General features: G+C 73.1%; 16 protein-coding genes. 10 read left to right on the top strand and 6 right to left on the bottom strand.

The genetic code is table 11. The annotated features are described in order from the left end of the window. Positions 1-16 precede the first annotated feature (16 nt). Positions 17-502, top strand: coding sequence for a carboxymuconolactone decarboxylase family protein (locus E1166_RS10905; protein WP_132262976.1), 486 nt, complete (start codon positions 17-19; stop codon positions 500-502). 19 nt (positions 503-521) lie between these two features. Here the strand turns inward: E1166_RS10905 and E1166_RS10900 are convergent, their stop codons facing one another. Further along, positions 522-1,277 carry a TIGR03089 family protein gene (locus E1166_RS10900; RefSeq protein ID WP_132338112.1) on the bottom strand — a complete coding sequence of 252 codons (756 nt, stop codon included), beginning with the start codon at positions 1,275-1,277 and terminating at the stop codon, positions 522-524. 253 nt (positions 1,278-1,530) lie between these two features. On the opposite strand from E1166_RS10900, the gene E1166_RS10895 reads away from it, so the two are divergent. Continuing rightward, on the top strand, positions 1,531-2,640 hold the full coding sequence (locus E1166_RS10895) for a hypothetical protein (RefSeq protein ID WP_132338110.1): 1,110 nt from the start codon (positions 1,531-1,533) through the stop codon (positions 2,638-2,640). Positions 2,641-2,646: 6 nt separating this feature from the next. Here the strand turns inward: E1166_RS10895 and ligD (E1166_RS10890) are convergent, their stop codons facing one another. Further along, complete coding sequence (gene ligD, locus E1166_RS10890; protein ID WP_132338107.1) at positions 2,647-3,561, bottom strand: non-homologous end-joining DNA ligase; 915 nt, start codon at positions 3,559-3,561, stop codon at positions 2,647-2,649. Continuing rightward, a complete protein-coding gene (gene ligD / locus E1166_RS10885; RefSeq protein ID WP_132338105.1) occupies positions 3,551-4,492 on the bottom strand; it encodes a non-homologous end-joining DNA ligase in 942 nt (313 codons plus the stop codon). The genes ligD (E1166_RS10890) and ligD (E1166_RS10885) overlap by 11 nt, the downstream gene beginning before the upstream one ends. A gap of 84 nt (positions 4,493-4,576) precedes the next feature. On the opposite strand from ligD (E1166_RS10885), the gene E1166_RS10880 reads away from it, so the two are divergent. Next, positions 4,577-5,575: a Ku protein gene (locus E1166_RS10880; protein ID WP_132338103.1), complete on the top strand. Its 999-nt coding sequence runs from the start codon at positions 4,577-4,579 to the stop codon at positions 5,573-5,575. A gap of 46 nt (positions 5,576-5,621) precedes the next feature. On the opposite strand, the gene E1166_RS10875 is transcribed toward E1166_RS10880, so the two are convergent. Next, entirely contained in the window at positions 5,622-6,014 is a 393-nt protein-coding gene (locus E1166_RS10875) for a PPOX class F420-dependent oxidoreductase (RefSeq protein ID WP_132262988.1), read from the bottom strand. Positions 6,015-6,199: 185 nt separating this feature from the next. Here E1166_RS10875 and E1166_RS10870 point away from each other — a divergent pair, with 185 nt between their 5' ends. From E1166_RS10870 to E1166_RS10840, 7 genes are all read left to right on the top strand, one after another. Then, positions 6,200-6,838: an FKBP-type peptidyl-prolyl cis-trans isomerase gene (locus tag E1166_RS10870; RefSeq protein ID WP_132338101.1), complete on the top strand. Its 639-nt coding sequence runs from the start codon at positions 6,200-6,202 to the stop codon at positions 6,836-6,838. 144 nt (positions 6,839-6,982) lie between these two features. Further along, positions 6,983-7,807, top strand: coding sequence for a hypothetical protein (locus E1166_RS10865; RefSeq protein ID WP_132338150.1), 825 nt, complete (start codon positions 6,983-6,985; stop codon positions 7,805-7,807). 180 nt (positions 7,808-7,987) lie between these two features. After that, positions 7,988-8,644 carry an HAD family phosphatase gene (locus E1166_RS10860; RefSeq protein ID WP_243710294.1) on the top strand — a complete coding sequence of 219 codons (657 nt, stop codon included), beginning with the start codon at positions 7,988-7,990 and terminating at the stop codon, positions 8,642-8,644. Between the two features lie 406 nt (positions 8,645-9,050). Next, positions 9,051-10,064: an NADPH:quinone reductase gene (locus E1166_RS10855; protein WP_132338097.1), complete on the top strand. Its 1,014-nt coding sequence runs from the start codon at positions 9,051-9,053 to the stop codon at positions 10,062-10,064. Between the two features lie 313 nt (positions 10,065-10,377). After that, positions 10,378-10,869, top strand: a complete 492-nt coding sequence (locus E1166_RS10850) for an NUDIX domain-containing protein (RefSeq protein WP_132338095.1) — start codon at positions 10,378-10,380, stop codon at positions 10,867-10,869. 113 nt (positions 10,870-10,982) lie between these two features. Next, positions 10,983-12,851: a D-glycero-beta-D-manno-heptose 1-phosphate adenylyltransferase gene (gene rfaE2, locus E1166_RS10845; RefSeq protein ID WP_132338093.1), complete on the top strand. Its 1,869-nt coding sequence runs from the start codon at positions 10,983-10,985 to the stop codon at positions 12,849-12,851. Next, the gene (locus E1166_RS10840) at positions 12,848-13,726 is read left to right on the top strand and encodes a glycosyltransferase family A protein (protein ID WP_132338090.1); all 879 of its coding nucleotides are present in this window, start codon (positions 12,848-12,850) and stop codon (positions 13,724-13,726) included. Before rfaE2 ends, E1166_RS10840 begins: the two co-directional genes overlap by 4 nt. A 9-nt stretch (positions 13,727-13,735) precedes the next feature. On the opposite strand, the gene E1166_RS10835 is transcribed toward E1166_RS10840, so the two are convergent. Beyond that, a complete protein-coding gene (locus E1166_RS10835; RefSeq protein WP_132338088.1) occupies positions 13,736-14,863 on the bottom strand; it encodes a glycosyltransferase family 9 protein in 1,128 nt (375 codons plus the stop codon). Positions 14,864-14,870: 7 nt separating this feature from the next. Further along, the coding region (locus E1166_RS10830) for an Hsp20/alpha crystallin family protein (RefSeq protein ID WP_132338086.1) at positions 14,871-15,370 on the bottom strand (500 nt) is incomplete at its 5' end.

The following is a 15,370-nucleotide window of genomic DNA, read 5'->3' as shown; positions in this document are numbered from 1 at the left end:
AGCAAAGGACGGCACCATGGACGCCCGATTCAACATGTTCGACAACGAGATCGCCATGAGGTTCTTCAAGCGGTTCGCCAACGCCGGTCAGGTGATCCAGCAGTCGTCGCTGCCGAGGTCGACGCAGGAGCTGGTGTCGTTGCGGGCCAGCCAGATCAACGGCTGCGGCTGGTGCATCGACATGCACACCAAGGAGGCCGCCGCCGGCGGGGAGAGCGCGGTACGGCTCAACCTGGTCGCCGCCTGGCGCGAGTCCACCGTCTTCACCGAGGCGGAGCAGGCCGCGCTGGCGCTCGCCGAGGAGGGCACCCGGCTCGCCGACGCCAGCCCGGGCGTCTCCGACGAGACCTGGGCCCAGGTGCGCAAGCACTACGACAACGACCAGATCGCCGCCCTGGTCTGCCTCGTCGCACTGATCAACGCGGCGAACCGGATCGCCGTGATCGTGCACCAGAAGGGCGGCTCCTACCAGCCGGGCATGTTCGCCGCCGCGCTCGACTGAGCCCGCGATCCGGCCCGTGTCACAGGACCCGGGTGATCCCCTCGGCGGCGAGGTGGGCGTCCAGGCGGGACCGGTCGAGGCGGGCACCGACCACCACGGACGCGCCGGCGGCGAGCGGGGCGAGCAGCCACTTCAGTGGCTGCTCGTGCTCGGCCGCGTCGATGAGCAGCCGGTCCCCGGCCCGCAGGTCGAGCTGCTGGGCGACCTCCCCCGCGAGCCGCCGCCACGCGCCGTAGCTGGTGCCGTCCGCAGTGGCCGGGTCGCCCGGTCGGACGGCGGTGTAGTCGGGCGGGTTGGCCGGGTGCCGAAGCACCTCCACGGACCAGTCGAGCCAGCCGACCGGCACGTCGGTCAGCGCCCCGGGCGCGGTGCCGACCAGATACCGGTGCACCCCCTCGGGTACGTCCTCCAGCCAGTCGTCGAGCCGCTCCGGGGTGACGAACACCGCGTCGTACGGCCGGTCACCGCCCGGTTCCAGGACCGGCAGCCCGGCCGTCGCCCGGGGGCGGAACGACACCGCCATCCCGACCGACCAGGCACCGAGCAACACCGCGGCGGTACGCCAGTGCGGCGGCAGCAGCACCGCGACCCGGCTGCCCGGGGCCAGCCCGCAGCCGTCGCGCAGCAGCCCGGCGCAGCGGGACGCCCACTCGCCGAGCTGGTACGCGCTCAGCTCGGTGCGTTCTCCGGTGGCGTCGTCGAGGTAGGTGAGCAGCGGAAGATCCGTCCCGACCAGGGTGGAGGCCGGTACGGGCACGGGCGTGTGAACGGCCATGCCCAGCACCCTAGCCCGCATCCCGAAGTGATCGCGCGCCGTCCGACGTCAGATCTTGGCGAGTTGCCGTTCGAGACGAATCACGACTCGCCAAGATCTCGCACTGCTCACCGGCCGCGTTCACCGGCACCAGACGCGGTGTTGACAGGTGTTGGCAGACTCGCGACGCAAGGCGCCCGGTTCGCCCCCGCGAGCCGGTGGTGCCGACGAGTACGGGACGGAGGGCCGCCAGATGCGACCAGGGACACGCCGAGTGGGATCCGCGTTGACCGCCCTGCTGGTCGGGGTGGTGCTGGTCGGGGCGTCGCCCGCCCGGGCCGAGCCGCTGCCCGAGATCGACCCGACGGTCACCGCCACCGTCTGGGCACACGCCCCGACCACCGCCGAGTACCGTCCGAGCTGGGGTTACACCGCCACCAACACCGACGGTGGGGTGCTGGTGCGGCGCACCGGCACCGGGGCGTACACGGTGGTGCTGGAGGACGCGCCGGCCCGGGGCGGCGTCGCGCACGTCGTGGCGTACGACGGCGGGCCGGTGCACTGCACGATCGCCGGCTGGTACCGCAGCCTGGTCGCCCCGGACCTGCTGATCCAGGTGCGCTGCTTCGCGGCGACCGGCGCGCCGGTGGACAGCCGTTTCGTGGCGACCTTCACCAACCGTCGGCAGATCCACCAGGGTCGGCTGGCCTGGTTCGTTACCGACCAGGCGGCACCGGCCGGGTTGCGCACCCTGCCGGCCGGCTACGGGTACGACTCCACGGGTGGGGAGATCCGGTACGAGCGCCTGGAGACGGGCCGCTACCAGTTCCGGATGAACCCGAACCCGGAACCGCCCGGCACCGCGTACTTCCCGCTGACCCACGTCACCGCGCTCGGCACCACCGCGGTGAACTGCCAGATCTCCTGGCCCGACCACTGGCAGGTCCGCTGCGCCAACGCGGCCGGCACCCCGGTCGACGCCCGTTTCGCGGTCACCTACGGGACCCGGGTGGACCTGCTCGGCCACTCGGCCGGCCCGCGCTTCGCCAGCGGCACCCTCTACGGCGAGGACGTACGCGACGGGGTGATCAGCGGCGACGCGTACAACTCGACGCTGGGCGACTACGGCGGAGCCCGGCGTACGTTGCTCGGCACCGGCCGCTACCAGATGACGTTCCGGAACACCGGGGCCAGTTACGGCACCGCCTTCGTCAACGCGCACGCCCCGCACTTCGACAGCCAGCCGATCCGGGGGCACTGCGTGTTGGCGAGCTGGGGTCGTTCCGGGGCGGACACGGTCGTCGAGGTGAACTGCTACGCCTGGCGAGGCGTGCCGGCCAACCTGAACGCGCGCATCTCGTACACCACGTGGCCGTACGCCTGAGGGGCCTCAGCGGGCGGGCAGTTCGGGACCGCCGTCGAGCAGCGGTGCCAGCAGGTCACCCTGTTTCTCCACCCGCCTGAGCACATCGGTGGAGGTGTAGGGGCGGGTTGCCGGCCGCTTGCCCGCCGCGCCGGCCTCGACCTCGTCCCAGGTCAGCGGGGTTGACACCGACGGAACCGGTTGGGCGCGCAGCGAGTACGGGGCGACGGTGGTCTTCGCCGCGTTGTTCTGACTCCAGTCGATGAAGATCTTTCCGGGGCGCAGGTTCTTCGCCATCTTCGACACGATCAGCTTCGGGTGCGCCCGCTCCAGCTCCTGGGCGATCCGCTTGGCGTAGTCGGAAACAAGCTCGGAGGACTGCGTACCGGCGATGGGGCAGCAGAGCTGCATGCCCTTCTTTCCGGACGTCTTCGGATAGCAGACCACCCCGTCGAGCCCGAGCCGGTCGCGCATCAGCAGCGCCACCTGGCAGCACTGCCTCAGGGCGGCGGGCGCCCCGGGGTCGAGGTCGACGACCATCATGTCCGGATGTTCGCCGATCTTCCACTGCGGCGTGTGCAGTTCCAGCGCGGCGAGGTTGGCCAGCCAGACCAGGGTGGGCAGGTCGTCGGCGACCACGTAGTCGATGGTCTCCCGCCCCTTGCTCGACCCGGGGGCGGGCAGCGTCTCGGTGCGTACCCAGTCGGGGGTCGCGGCCGGGGCGTTCTTCTCGAAGAACGAGCCGCCGGTGACGCCGTTGGGGAAGCGGATCCGGGTCAGCGCCCGGTCGGCCAGGTGCGGCAGGAGCACCGGCGCGATCCGGGTGTAGTAGTCGATCACCTCGCCCTTGGTGAACCCGGCCTCCGGATAGAGCACCTTGTCCAGGTTGGACAGCTCCAGCGGGCGTCCCTCGACCTCGACTTTCAGCCGCTCACCCGGCATCGTCCACCTCCTCCGGCGGCTTGTCGGGCCGCAGCCGCAGCACCCGGGGGAACCGCAGCCGGCCGTCCGGCGTGCGTTGGCCGTACTTGACCTCCACCACCACCCGTGGGGTTACCCAGATCGCCCCTCGGGCATCCTCGCGCGGCACGTCCCCGGCGAACGGCGACCCGCCGGTACGCAGCGGTTCCAGCTCCCGGAGCAGCTCGCGCTCGATCGCCGCGCCGATTCCCCCGCCGACCCGGCCCCGGTAGGTGAGCCGGCCGTCCGGACGGGGCACCCCGACCAGCAGGCCACCGATCTTCCGCGCGCCGGGACGCCAGCCGCCGACCACGAAGTCGCCGGTGACCTCCAGTTTCACCTTCACCCAGTCCGGCGAGCGCACCCCCGGCCGGTAGACCGAGTCGACCCGCTTGGCCATCACCCCCTCCAGGCCGTGCTCGCCCGCCGCCGCGTAGGTGGCGGCCCCGTCAGCGAACGAGGGCGGCACCGCCCACCGCGCCGCGCCCAGGCCCAGGCCGTCGAGGGCCGCCCGCCGCCGGTGGTACGGCCATCCGGTGAGGTCCTCGCCGCGCAGCCGCAGCAGGTCGAAGATCATGTACGTGACCGGGACGGTCGCCGCCAGCCGGGCCGCCTTGGCCCGGTCCCGCACGTGCATCCGTTCGGCCAGTGCGGTGAACGAGGGCTGCCCGGCGGCGTTGAAGAGCACCACCTCGCCGTCGAGCAGCGCGTCGTCGACCTGCTCGGCCAGCGGGATCAGCTCGGGGTACGCGGTGGTGATCTCCACGCCGCTGCGCGCGTACAGGTGTTGCCGGTCGCCGGTGACATCGGCGAGGGCGCGAACCCCGTCCCACTTGAACTCGTAGGCCCAGCCGGCACCGACCGGGAGCTGCCCGGTCATCGCGAGCATCGGCTTGAGCGGCGCGCCGGGCACGTCCTGACTGTAGTTGCGCACGGAAGCGCGTGCGTGCGCTTCGATCGTTTGGGATCCTGGTCAGACCGGGGAGAGGAGAACGGCATGCGGGCCATCTGGAAGGGGGCGGTGTCCTTCGGGCTGGTCTCCATCGGGGTGAAGCTCTACTCGGCCACCGAGGAGAAGGACATCCGGTTCCACCAGGTGCACCGGTCCGACGGCGGGCGGATCCGCTACAAACGCACCTGTTCGGTGTGCGGCGAGGAGGTCACCTACGACGACATCGCCAAGGGCTACGACCTGGGCGGCGGCGAGATGGTGATCCTCACCGACGAGGACTTCGCCGAGCTGCCGCTGAGCACGTCGCACGCGATCGACGTGCTGGAGTTCGTGCCGGCGGAGCAGGTCGACCCGATCCTCTACAACAAGGCGTACTTCCTGGAGCCGGAGGGCGCGGCGACCAAACCGTACGTGCTGCTGCGCGACGCGCTCGCCGACTCGGAGCGGGTGGCGATCGTCAAGGTGGCGATCCGCCAGCGGGAGCAGCTGGCCACCCTGCGGGTACGCGAGGGCGTGCTGCTGCTCAACACGATGCTCTGGCCGGACGAGGTGCGGACCCCCGACTTCGGTTTCCTCGACGAGGACCTGAAGGTCCGCCCGCCGGAGCTGGCGATGGCCGCCTCGCTGATCGACTCGATGGCCGGGGAGTTCGATCCGGACGCCTTCACCGACGACTACCGGGCCGCCCTGCAGGAGGTCATCGACGCCAAGGTCGAGGGGCGTGAGGTGGTGCAGCCGGAGGAGGAAGAGGCCGCGCCGGCCGCCGCGGTGGACCTGATGGCGGCGTTGAAGGCATCGGTGGAGCGGGCCCGGGCCGCCCGGGGCGAGGCACCGGCGGGTGGCGCGGGCGAACCGACCCCGATCTCGGCGGCCCGTTCGGCGAAGAAGGCGGCTCCGGAGAAGAAGACCGCCGAGAAGAAGGCGACCAAGAAGGCGGCCCCGGCGAAGAAGACCGCCGCCAAGAAGACCGCGGAGAAGAAGGCGGCCAAGGCTCCGGCGAAGAAGGCCGCGGAGAAGAAGGCCGCTCCCCGCAAGACCGCCTGACGGTGCCGGGACGAATCTCCCCGGCACCGTCAGGCGGCTCGGTCCGTCAGCCCCGGCCGAGCTTTCCGGTCGGGGTGATCCGGACGATCACCCGCTCCTCACCCGGCTGCCGGAACGGGTAGGTGTCCTGCCCGAGGTACTTCTTCGCCATCCGGTCGATGTGCTCGTCCGCGCCCTCGGTGACGAACTCGGCGGTGCCCTTCACCCACAGGGTCCGGAAGTCGTTCGCCTTGTCCACCACCGACACCGCCACCACCGGGTTGCGCTGGATGTTGACGTACTTCTGCCGCCCCTTGGCGGTGTTGAACACGATGTGCTCGCCGTCGGTGTCCACCCAGACCGGGGTGACGTGCGGGGTGCCGTCTGCCTCGATGGTCGCCACGTGGGCCAGCTGCGGCTCGGAGAGCAGGGCCAGGTCTTCGTCGGTGAGGATCGCCATGGTCGAAATCTACCGCTGCCGGGTCCGCCGGCTGGGACGAGGCGGACGGTGGAGGATTGTGCGGGACGGCCGGTGGCGTACCGGGCGGGCGACAGCGCACCGACGGCATCGATCCGGGTACCGTGTGCGCTGGCCACGGCACCGGGTCGCCGGGGCGGTCACCCAACCAGCAGGGAGTCGAGGACGTGAGCGAGCGTACGGAGAACCCGTCGACGGGCCAGGGGCCGGAGACGAAAGCGCAACGGCGGCTGGCCGCCCAGTTGGCCGCGCAGAAGGCCGCCGAGGCGAAGAAGCGCCGGCAGGCGTGGCTTGGCGCGCTCGCTGGTGTCGCCGTCATCGCGGTGATCGTCGGGGTGTTCGTGGTGACCCGCAGCGGCCAGGAGGAGCCGAAACCGGCCGCCGCGCCGACCGGCTGCCCGGGTGGCTTCCCCACCCTGCCGCAGGGCGCCGACCAGGCACTCTGCACCAAGCCGCAGGTCAGCAAGGGCGAGGGCGAGCTGACCGGGCTGAAGGCCGCGCCGCTGATCCGTGGCACCGGCCCGGCCGCCCAGGCGGGCCAGCAGATCACCGTCAACTACGTCGGCGTCTCGTACCGCACCGGCGACGAGTTCGACGCGTCCTGGAAGCGGTCCGAGCCGTTCTCCTTCGTCCTCGGACAGGGCAACGTCATCCCCGGTTGGGACCAGGGCATGCAGGGCCAGACCGTGGGCAGCCGGGTGCAGCTGGACATCCCGGCCGAGATGGCGTACGGGGAGAAGCCGCAGCGGCCCGGCGCCCCCGCCGGCCCCCTGCGGTTCGTGGTGGACATCCTCGCCGTGCAGTAGGCCACACCGGCCTTCCCGGTCGTCCGGTACGGGCAGTAGGTTCGGGGTCACCGTGGGCGGTTCGCCGCCACCCGGTGACCCCTCACCATGGCGGAGGTGCACGTGCCGGCACTGGACGACGATCCGGGGCGGACCGCCCGGGTGATGTGGACGCTGTTCGAACCCGTGCACGCCGTCACCTACTTCCACCCCCGGGCCCGGGCGGCGTACGAGGCGGTCGGGTTGCGCGGCTACTGGCGGGGCTACTTCGCGGGCCGGGCCGCACCGCTCGGGCCGGTCGACGCCGCCCCGGTGGTCGCGGTGTTCTTCACCTTCGCCCCGTCCATGGTGAGCCGGGCGCTGCCCGCCGTCTGGCAGCTGGCCACCCCGCAGGAGGCGCTGCGGGCCCGACTGACCGGGGCCGTGCAGGCCCTGGCCGAGCTGCTGTACGAGCTGCCGGAGAGGCACCTGGCCGAGGCCGCCGAGCTGTTGGAGGCGGCGGCGGGTTCGCTGGACACGGCCGGCCGGATGCTCGGCGCGGCAAACGCGGCCCTGCCCGGGGGCGAATACCCGTTGGCCCGGCTCTGGCAGGCCGCCACCACGCTGCGCGAGGCGCGGGGCGACGGGCACATCGCCGCCCTGGTCGCTGCCGGGCTCGACCCGGTGGAGGCGCTGGCCTGGCGGGTCGCGGTCGACCAGCCACCACAGAACCTGCTCGGCCGGGGCTGGTCGGAGGAGCAGTGGCAGGCGGCCCGGGGCCGGCTGGCCGCGCGCGGCTGGCTGGACGCGGACGGCCGGCCGACCGCCGTTGGTCGGGCCGGCTTCCAGGCGATCGAGGAGGCCACCGATCAGGCTGCCGCACGCCCCTGGCTGGCGCTCGGCCCGGACCGCACCGCCCGCCTCCGGGAGCTCCTCGACCCGCTGGCCCGGTCCTGCTACCGGATCCTCCCCGACAACAACCCGATCGGCCTGCCCGCCCCGCAGCCCTGACCACCCCGGGGCGGTCCGAGCCGCGGTGGCGCCGAGTGCGGCACCCTGCCCTGTCCCGACGCCGCGACACCCAGGATGCCGCAGCCGGCGAGGCTGGTGGCGGCGCGGGCCGCACGGCAGCGCGGGCCGGGCGGCGGGGTGAAGGGTGAGAGATGGCCCCGGGTCGGAGAGGATGGACGGGTGACGGTGGATGCGGTGATTTTCGACCTGGACGGCGTGATCGTGGACTCGGAGCCGGTCTGGGAGGAGGTGCGGCGGGCGTACGTGGCCACGCACGGTGGCACCTGGCAGCCGGACACCCAGCGCCGGCTGATGGGGATGAGCACCGGCGAGTGGGCCGACTACCTCAGCGGCGAGTTGGGCGTCGACCGTACCTCGGCGCAGGTCGCCACCGAGGTGGTCGAGGAGATGACCCGACGGTACGCGCGGCGGGTACCGCTGATCGACGACGCCGACACGGTGGTGCGCCGGATGGCCGGGCGGTGGCCGCTGGGGCTGGCCAGTTCCTCGCCCACCCGGCTGATCGCGGCGGCGCTGGCCGCCACCGGCCTGGCCGACGCCTTCCGGGTCACCCTCTCCACCGAGGAGACCGCGCGGGGCAAGCCCGCGCCGGACGTCTGGCTCGCCGTCGCCGAACGGCTCGGCGTCGACCCGGCCCGCTGCGTCGCGATCGAGGACTCCTCCAACGGGGTACGCTCCGCGGCCGCCGCCGGCATGCGGGTGGTGGCGGTGCCGCACGGGGCGTACCCGCTGGACCCGGACGCGGCGGCGCTGGCCGCCGTGACGTTGGCCTCGGTGGACGCTCTCACGCCGGAGGTCGTGGAGCGACTCGGCTGACCTGGCGGGCGTTGCGGGTCGTCGGCGCGGGACGCCCCCGCGAAAGCTTACCGACCGGGCACGCCGAGAGATCAGGCACGCCAGGAGACCGGGCACGCCGGTTTGACCGGGTCACCGTACCGGCCCTCCCCCGTCAGATGCGCCGGCTGCGGCTGGAGCACGGCAGGAAGGGCCGCCCGGGCTCGTCCGCCGTCGGGCGTGGTGAGGCTGGTTCCGGATCGTCCACCGGGAGGTCGTTCCCCGTTGCCTGCGCGCCGGACGGCCTCGGCGCCACCAGTACCGGTATGTCCCGCATGATCACTCCCCTGTCGGCGACTACCGGGTTATACGGTTCGCGCAGCGAGCCGGATCGGAATGATCCCGTCCAGTCCGGGTAGGGCTTCGATCCGAGCTTGAGGAGACGGTGATGAAGGCGATCGTGTACGAACGCACCGGTGACCCCTCCGTGCTTGAGCTGGTCGACCGGCCGGTGCCGGAGCCGGGAGCGGGTGAGGTGCTGGTTCGGCTCGCCGTTTCCGGGGTGAATCCGACCGACTGTAAGGGGCGGCGGCAGTGGCCGCTGCCGGCCGGCTGGCAGACCCCTGGCCAGGACGGCGCGGGCGTGGTCGAGGCGGTCGGCGCGGGCGTCGACCAGGAGTTGGTCGGCGAGCGGGTGTGGGTCTGGGAGGCCGCGTGGCAGCGGCCGTGGGGCACCGCGGCGGAGTACACGGTGGTGCCGGTCCGGCAGGCGGTGCCGCTCGGCGGCGCCTCCTTCGACCTGGGCGCCTGCCTGGGCATCCCCTTCCTGACCGCGCACCGCTGCCTGACGGCCGGCGAGTACATGCCGGGCAAGCTGCACCCGGGTGCGCTCAGCGATCATGTGGTGCTGGTGCAGGGCGGCGCGGGCGCGGTCGGCAACGCGGCCGTCCAGCTCGCCGCCTGGGCGGACGCGTGCGTGGTCGCCACGGTGAGCAGCCCGGAGAAGGGCCAACTGGCCGCGGCGGCCGGGGCGTCGTTCGTGGTGAACTACCGGGAGCAGGATGTGGTCCGGGAGGTCCGCAAGATCGCGCCCGACGGGGTGCACACGATCGTCGAGGTGTCCGCCGCCCGTAACGCCGCGGCGGACGTCGCGCTGTTGCGGGCCGGCGGCGCGGTCTGTGTGTACGCCGACGACGGCGGGGACGAGGTGACCCTGCCGATCCGGCCGCTGATGGTGGCCAACGCCCGCTGGCAGTTCGTCCTCGTCTACACCGCGCCGCGGGCGGCCAAGGCGCAGGCGGTGACCGATGTGGCGGCGGCGGTCGCCCAGGGTGGCGTACGGGTGGGCGCGGAGGCCGGGCTGCCACTGCACCGGTTCCCGCTGGCCGAGACCGCAGCGGCGCACCAGGCGGTGGAAGACTCGGTAGTGGGAAAGGTCCTGATCAGCACCGCCGAAGAGTAGTTCGTGAGGGTGTTTCATGGATTGTCCGGACAGCACCGACGCGACTTCGGGAGAATGACGGTGCGGGTCGCCCCGCACAGGAAGGCGGCCCCGGCGCGGTGCGAACGCCGGGGCCGCCCCTGGGAGGGATGCCTCAGGAGTAGGGTCCCCACCCAATCGGCGACGAATCGCCGAAAACCGTTACGGGCCTGCCACCTTTCGGACGTCAAGGCCGATGCCGGCTTCCCTGGCATCAAAGTTAGTGTCGCCGGTCACATGTTGGGAACCCCCGAAACTCACCGGGCGGGCGGATCCGCCTGCGTAAATTGTCGGGGTGAGCATCTCCTGGGCCGACTCGTACGTGGGACAGTTGCGCGCCCTGGCCGGTGACCGGACGCTGATGTTCGTCGGCGCCCGTGCCGTGGTACGCGACAACGCCGGTCGGGTCCTGCTGATCCAACGCTCGGACAACGGCCACTGGGCGCTGCCGGCGGGCGCGATGGAACTGGGCGAGTCGATCGCCGACTGCGCGGTGCGCGAGGTCCGCGAGGAGACCGGCCTGCGGGCGCTGCGGGTCAGCGCCTTCGCCCTGTACACCGGCCCGGACCGCACCCACACCAACATGTACGGCCACACGTACCAGATCTTCACCACGGCGTTCCGGGTCGAGGACTGGGACGGCGAACTCGCCCGGGTGACCGACGAGACCATCGACGCCGCCTTCTTCCCCCGCAACGCGTTCCCCTCGCCGCTGTCCGCCTCGGTCCCGGAGACCCTGGCCGACCTGGACGTCTTCGAGCAGACCAACCGCCTGATCCTGAAGTGACCCCCCGCCCCGCCACCACCCTCCGGTGACCATGAGGTCTCACCGCCACCAAATCCATGATCAACCGGGCCGGGGCGGGTTTGGTCGGCGGGCCTGGGGGGAGTCGGCAGAGCATGGCAGGAGCAGCAGCGGAACAGCGCCGGCTCGCCACCGTCGTGGAGAGCTGGCTGGGGCGTCCCGTCCTGGTCGTCGGCGACGCCATGCTCGACGAGTGGCGTTTCGCCGAGTCCGACCGACTCTGCCGCGAGGCGCCCGCCCCGGTCCTCACCCTGCGCCGGCGCATCTCCGCCGCCGGCGGTGCGGCCAACACGGCGGTCAACGTCGCGACCCTCGGCGGCCGGGCGCTGCTGGTCGCCCCGGTCGGTGCCGACGTGGCCGGCGACGAACTGCACGACTGCCTGGATCGCGCGGGCGTCTGGGACCGTACGGTCAGCCAGCAGCACCGGCCCACGCCGGTGAAACGGCGGATGCTGGCCGGCAACCAGATCCTGCTCCGCGAGGACTCCGGCGACCCCGAGGACCCGCTCGACGCCGACGGGGTGGGGTGCCTGCTCACCGCGCTGGACTGCGCCACCGAGGAGCTGAAGGCCGCCGCCGGCACGGCACCCACCCTGGTGGTGTGCGACTACGGCCTGGGCGCGCTGCCCGCACCGGTACGCGCCTGGCTGGTCGCCAACCGCGACCGCTACCCGACGGTGGCGTTGGACGCCCACGACCTGGCCGACTGGCGCGGTCTCGCCCCGACCGTGGTGACCCCGAGCTTCGCCGAGGCCGCCCGGCTACTGGCCCGCGCCGCGGCCGGTTTCGGCGCCATGCCCGTACCCACCCGTGCCGCCGCTTCCGAACTGCACCTCGACCATCCGCCCGCCGACCCGTCCGACGGGCCGTCGGAACTCGTCGTCGGGGCCGCACCGGGTGGCGCGGGCGAACGCCCGCTGAGCACCGACCCGCCCGGCTTCGGCCACCCCCCGACCGGATCGACCGGGTCGACCCCGCGTACGGGACGGGTCGCGTTGAGCGCGGACGGTCGCAGCGTCACCGGTGCCGGCGTCACCGTCGGCGAGGGCGTCGACCGGGTGGTGCTCGCCGAGTCCCGCCTGGCCGAGTTGCGCGAGCACACCGGCGCGGACGTGGTGGCGGTGACCCTGGACACCGAGGGGGCGGTGGTCGCCGGCGCGGACGGCGAGCCCCGCCGCAGCCACAGCGTCCCGGTGCCGGCCAGCCACGCGGTCGGTGCGGGCGACGCCTACCTGGCGGCGATGACGCTGGCCCTGGCGGCCGACGCGCCGCTGGCCACCGCCGCCCAGCTGGCGCAGCTCGCCGCCACCATCACCGTGTCGGACACCGGCACCTGCGTGTGCCGCCGCGACGACCTGCTCGCCGCCCTCGGCACGACCCCGGGCGGGGCCGCCCACCCCCCGCTGGTCGGCCGGGACGAGCTGGACGCGATCGTCGCCGACCACCGGCGGGCCGGCCGGTCCATCGTGTTCACCAACGGCTGCTTCGACGTGCTGCATCCCGGCCACGTGCGGTACCTGGAGCAGGCCCGCACGCTGGGTGATCTACTGGTGGTGGCGGTGAACTCGGACAGCAGCGTCCGCCGGCTCAAGGGCCCGGACCGGCCGGTCAACCCGGTGGAGGACCGCACCGCCCTGCTCGCCGCGCTGTCCTGCGTGGACCACGTGGTGATCTTCGAGGAGGACTCGCCGGCCGCCCTCATCGAGACCGTCCGGCCCGACGTGTACGTCAAGGGCGGCGACTATCCGCCGGAGATGGTGCCGGAGGCGCCGCTGGTACGCCGGCTCGGGGGCCAGGTCCGCACCCTCGGGTACGTGCCGGACCGGTCCACCTCCGCCATCATCGACCGGATCCGTGCCCAGGGGAACGCGTCGCCGCAGCCCGACCAAGCCGGGAACAATGGACCGCCGTCGGTGGGCGCGACCGGCACCACCACAGCGCACCGTATGGGCAGGACCGCGTGAACCGACCGCTCGACCCCGGCTCGGCCGAGGAGTTCCGTCGACCCCGCGAACTCGACGTGCTGGTACCGACCCGCAACCGTCCCGCCGAACTGGCGGTCACCCTCTCCGGGCTGGCCGCCCAGGAGGGGGTCGACGGGTTCGGTGTGGTGATCAGCGACCAGTCCGACGGCGAACCGGCGTACGCGCACCCGGCGGCGGCCACCATGGTCCGGGTGCTGCGCCACCGGGGTCACCCGGTACTGCTGACCCGTCGGCTGCCCCGGCGCGGGTTGGCCGAGCACCGGGCGTACCTGCTGGACCGTTCCGTGGCCCGGTACGTGCTCTGCCTCGACGACGACGTCTGGCTGGAACCGGGCACCCTGCACCGGCTGGTCACCGCGATCGGCGAGCTGCGCTGCGGCTTCGTCGGTAACGCGGTGCACGGCTTGTCGTACGTCGACGACGTGCGCCCGGAAACCCACGAGCACTACGAGGAGTGGGACGGGCCGGTCGTACCGGAGCGGATCCGCCCGGGCACCCGGCAGTGGCAGCGGGCGTCGATCCACCCGGCGGCGAACCTGCTGCACGTGACGCGGAAGCTGGACCTGCCGCCCGGGGCCTGGCGGGCGTACAAGGTCTCCTGGGTCGGCGGCTGCGTGCTGTACGACCGGGCGGCGTTGGTCGACTGCGGCGGCTTCGACTTCTGGCGGCGGGTGCAGGAGAAACACCAGGGGGAGGACGTCGCCGCGCAACTCGCGGTGATGGCGCGCCACGGCGGCGCGGGGGTCCTGCCCAGCGGCGCGTACCACCTGGAGTCACCGACCACCGTCACCGAACGCGACGTGGAGGCGTGGGAGGTGGTGCTCGCCGACTCCGACACCCCCCAGCCGGCCTGAGGGGGACCGTCAGGCGTCCGGGGTGCCCGGCTCCGGGTGCAGCAACTCGGCGGCGGCCTCCAGCACCTCCACCACCGGCACGTCCGCGACGAACGAGTCCCGGTGCGGGCAGTCGCCGTCGCCCGGGCGGTGCGGGTAGATCCCCGGGGTGCAGTCGACCCCGCAGACCGGGCAGTGCGTCGTCCAGGAGGCGATCGGCCGGTGTCGGGCGCGCAGCGGCGTCGCTCCGTTGATCAGGTTGCCGAGCCAGTACACGCCGACGGTGGCGGTGCCGACCGCGCCGGCCAGGTGCAGCGGCCCGGTGTCGTTGGAGACGACCAGCGCACAGCCCTGGTACGCGGCGGCCAGCCCGCCGAGGCCGAGCGTGCCGACCTGCGGACGGACCGGCACGCCGGCCGCCGCGACGACCGCGTCCACCAGGTCCTGTTCGGCGGGGGTGCCGGTGACCAGCACCTCGTACCCGTCGTGGTGCAGTGCGCGGGCGACCTCGCCGAAGCGGTCGGCGGGCCAGCGGCGGCGGCTGTCGGTGGCCCCCGGGTGCAGCGCGACGCGCTGCCGGTCCGGCTCGCCGAGCACGTGGCGCGCCTCGGCGCGGTCGGCGTCGGTGACGGCCAGCGCGGGGATGATCGTGACGGCGGGCGCGCCGACCAGGGCGGTGACCTCCAGGTAACGGATCACCTCGTGCTGGTAGTAGACGTACCGGATCCAGCGGTCCAACGGCGGCGCGCCGTCGGCGCGCAGGCCGGCGGTGACCCGGGCACCGAGCCGGCTGACGACTGGGTTGGAGTTGGCGCCGCCGCCGTGCACCTGCAACGCCAGGTCGAAGCCCTCCTTCGCCGTGGCGGTCAGGAAGTCGTCCATGGCGGCCGGTTCCTCGTCCGGGTCCGGGTCGCGGATGCCGGGCGCCGGCGGGATCACCAGCACCCGGTCCACCGGGCCGGGCCGGTCGCGCCAGAGCTTCGCGTGCCACGGCGCGCCGAGCAGCACGATCTCCGCCTCCGGGTACGCGGCCCGCAGCGACTCCAACGCCGGCAGCAGGAAGATGAAGTCGCCGAGGGCGTTGGCACGCAGCACCGCGATCCGGGAGACGTCGGGTACGCGCTCGCCCACCGGGCCGAGCAGTGACGGGGTACCCACGCGACCCCTACGGCCGTTCGATGGCGGTGTCCGGGTGGTGCAGTTCCCGGTCCGCGGCGGGATCGGTCACGGTGGGCGTACCCCCGGCGGCGGGACCACCGCGCTGGCCGGCGTGGCCGACGATGATGGTGCGCGGCGCGGGCCGCTTGGCCCGGGGCAGATGGACCCGCAATAGGCCGTGGTCCATCACCGCGTCGATGGCGTCGGGGTCCACCCGCGACGGCAGGTCGACCCGGTATTCGAAGCCTCGGGTCTCGAACCCGCCGGGAATGCCGTGGTCGGCGTTGACCTCGGCCTCGGATCGGGCCCGGACGCACAGCTCCCGGTCGTCCAGTTCGACGGCGACCTCCTCGGGCGCCACCCCGGGCAGCCGCACCACCACCTCCCAACCGTCGGTGGTCTCCGCCAGCTCGACGTCCGGGGAGGTGCCCCGGCCGCCGACCAGGCGGCTCAGCTCGGAGCGCAGCGACTGGAGTTCCCCCATCGGATCCCAGCCCTGCTGCCGCC

This window comes from Micromonospora sp. KC213 (assembly GCF_004348325.1).
Classification (GTDB): domain Bacteria; phylum Actinomycetota; class Actinomycetes; order Mycobacteriales; family Micromonosporaceae; genus Micromonospora.
This window is presented reverse-complemented; position numbering and strand designations above follow the sequence as displayed.

What these genes read in the sequence shown, in the direction of transcription:
- E1166_RS10875 (WP_132262988.1), bottom strand. Translation starts at nt 6,014, where the DNA reads ATGGCGATCCTCACCGACGAAGACCTGGCCCTGCTCTCCGAGCCGCAG.
- E1166_RS10855 (WP_132338097.1), top strand. Translation starts at nt 9,051, where the DNA reads ATGAAGGCGATCGTGTACGAACGCACCGGTGACCCCTCCGTGCTTGAG.
- E1166_RS10900 (WP_132338112.1), bottom strand. Translation starts at nt 1,277, where the DNA reads ATGGCCGTTCACACGCCCGTGCCCGTACCGGCCTCCACCCTGGTCGGG.
- E1166_RS10880 (WP_132338103.1), top strand. Translation starts at nt 4,577, where the DNA reads ATGCGGGCCATCTGGAAGGGGGCGGTGTCCTTCGGGCTGGTCTCCATC.
- E1166_RS10905 (WP_132262976.1), top strand. Translation starts at nt 17, where the DNA reads ATGGACGCCCGATTCAACATGTTCGACAACGAGATCGCCATGAGGTTC.
- E1166_RS10865 (WP_132338150.1), top strand. Translation starts at nt 6,983, where the DNA reads ATGTGGACGCTGTTCGAACCCGTGCACGCCGTCACCTACTTCCACCCC.
- ligD (WP_132338107.1), bottom strand. Translation starts at nt 3,561, where the DNA reads ATGCCGGGTGAGCGGCTGAAAGTCGAGGTCGAGGGACGCCCGCTGGAG.
- rfaE2 (WP_132338093.1), top strand. Translation starts at nt 10,983, where the DNA reads ATGGCAGGAGCAGCAGCGGAACAGCGCCGGCTCGCCACCGTCGTGGAG.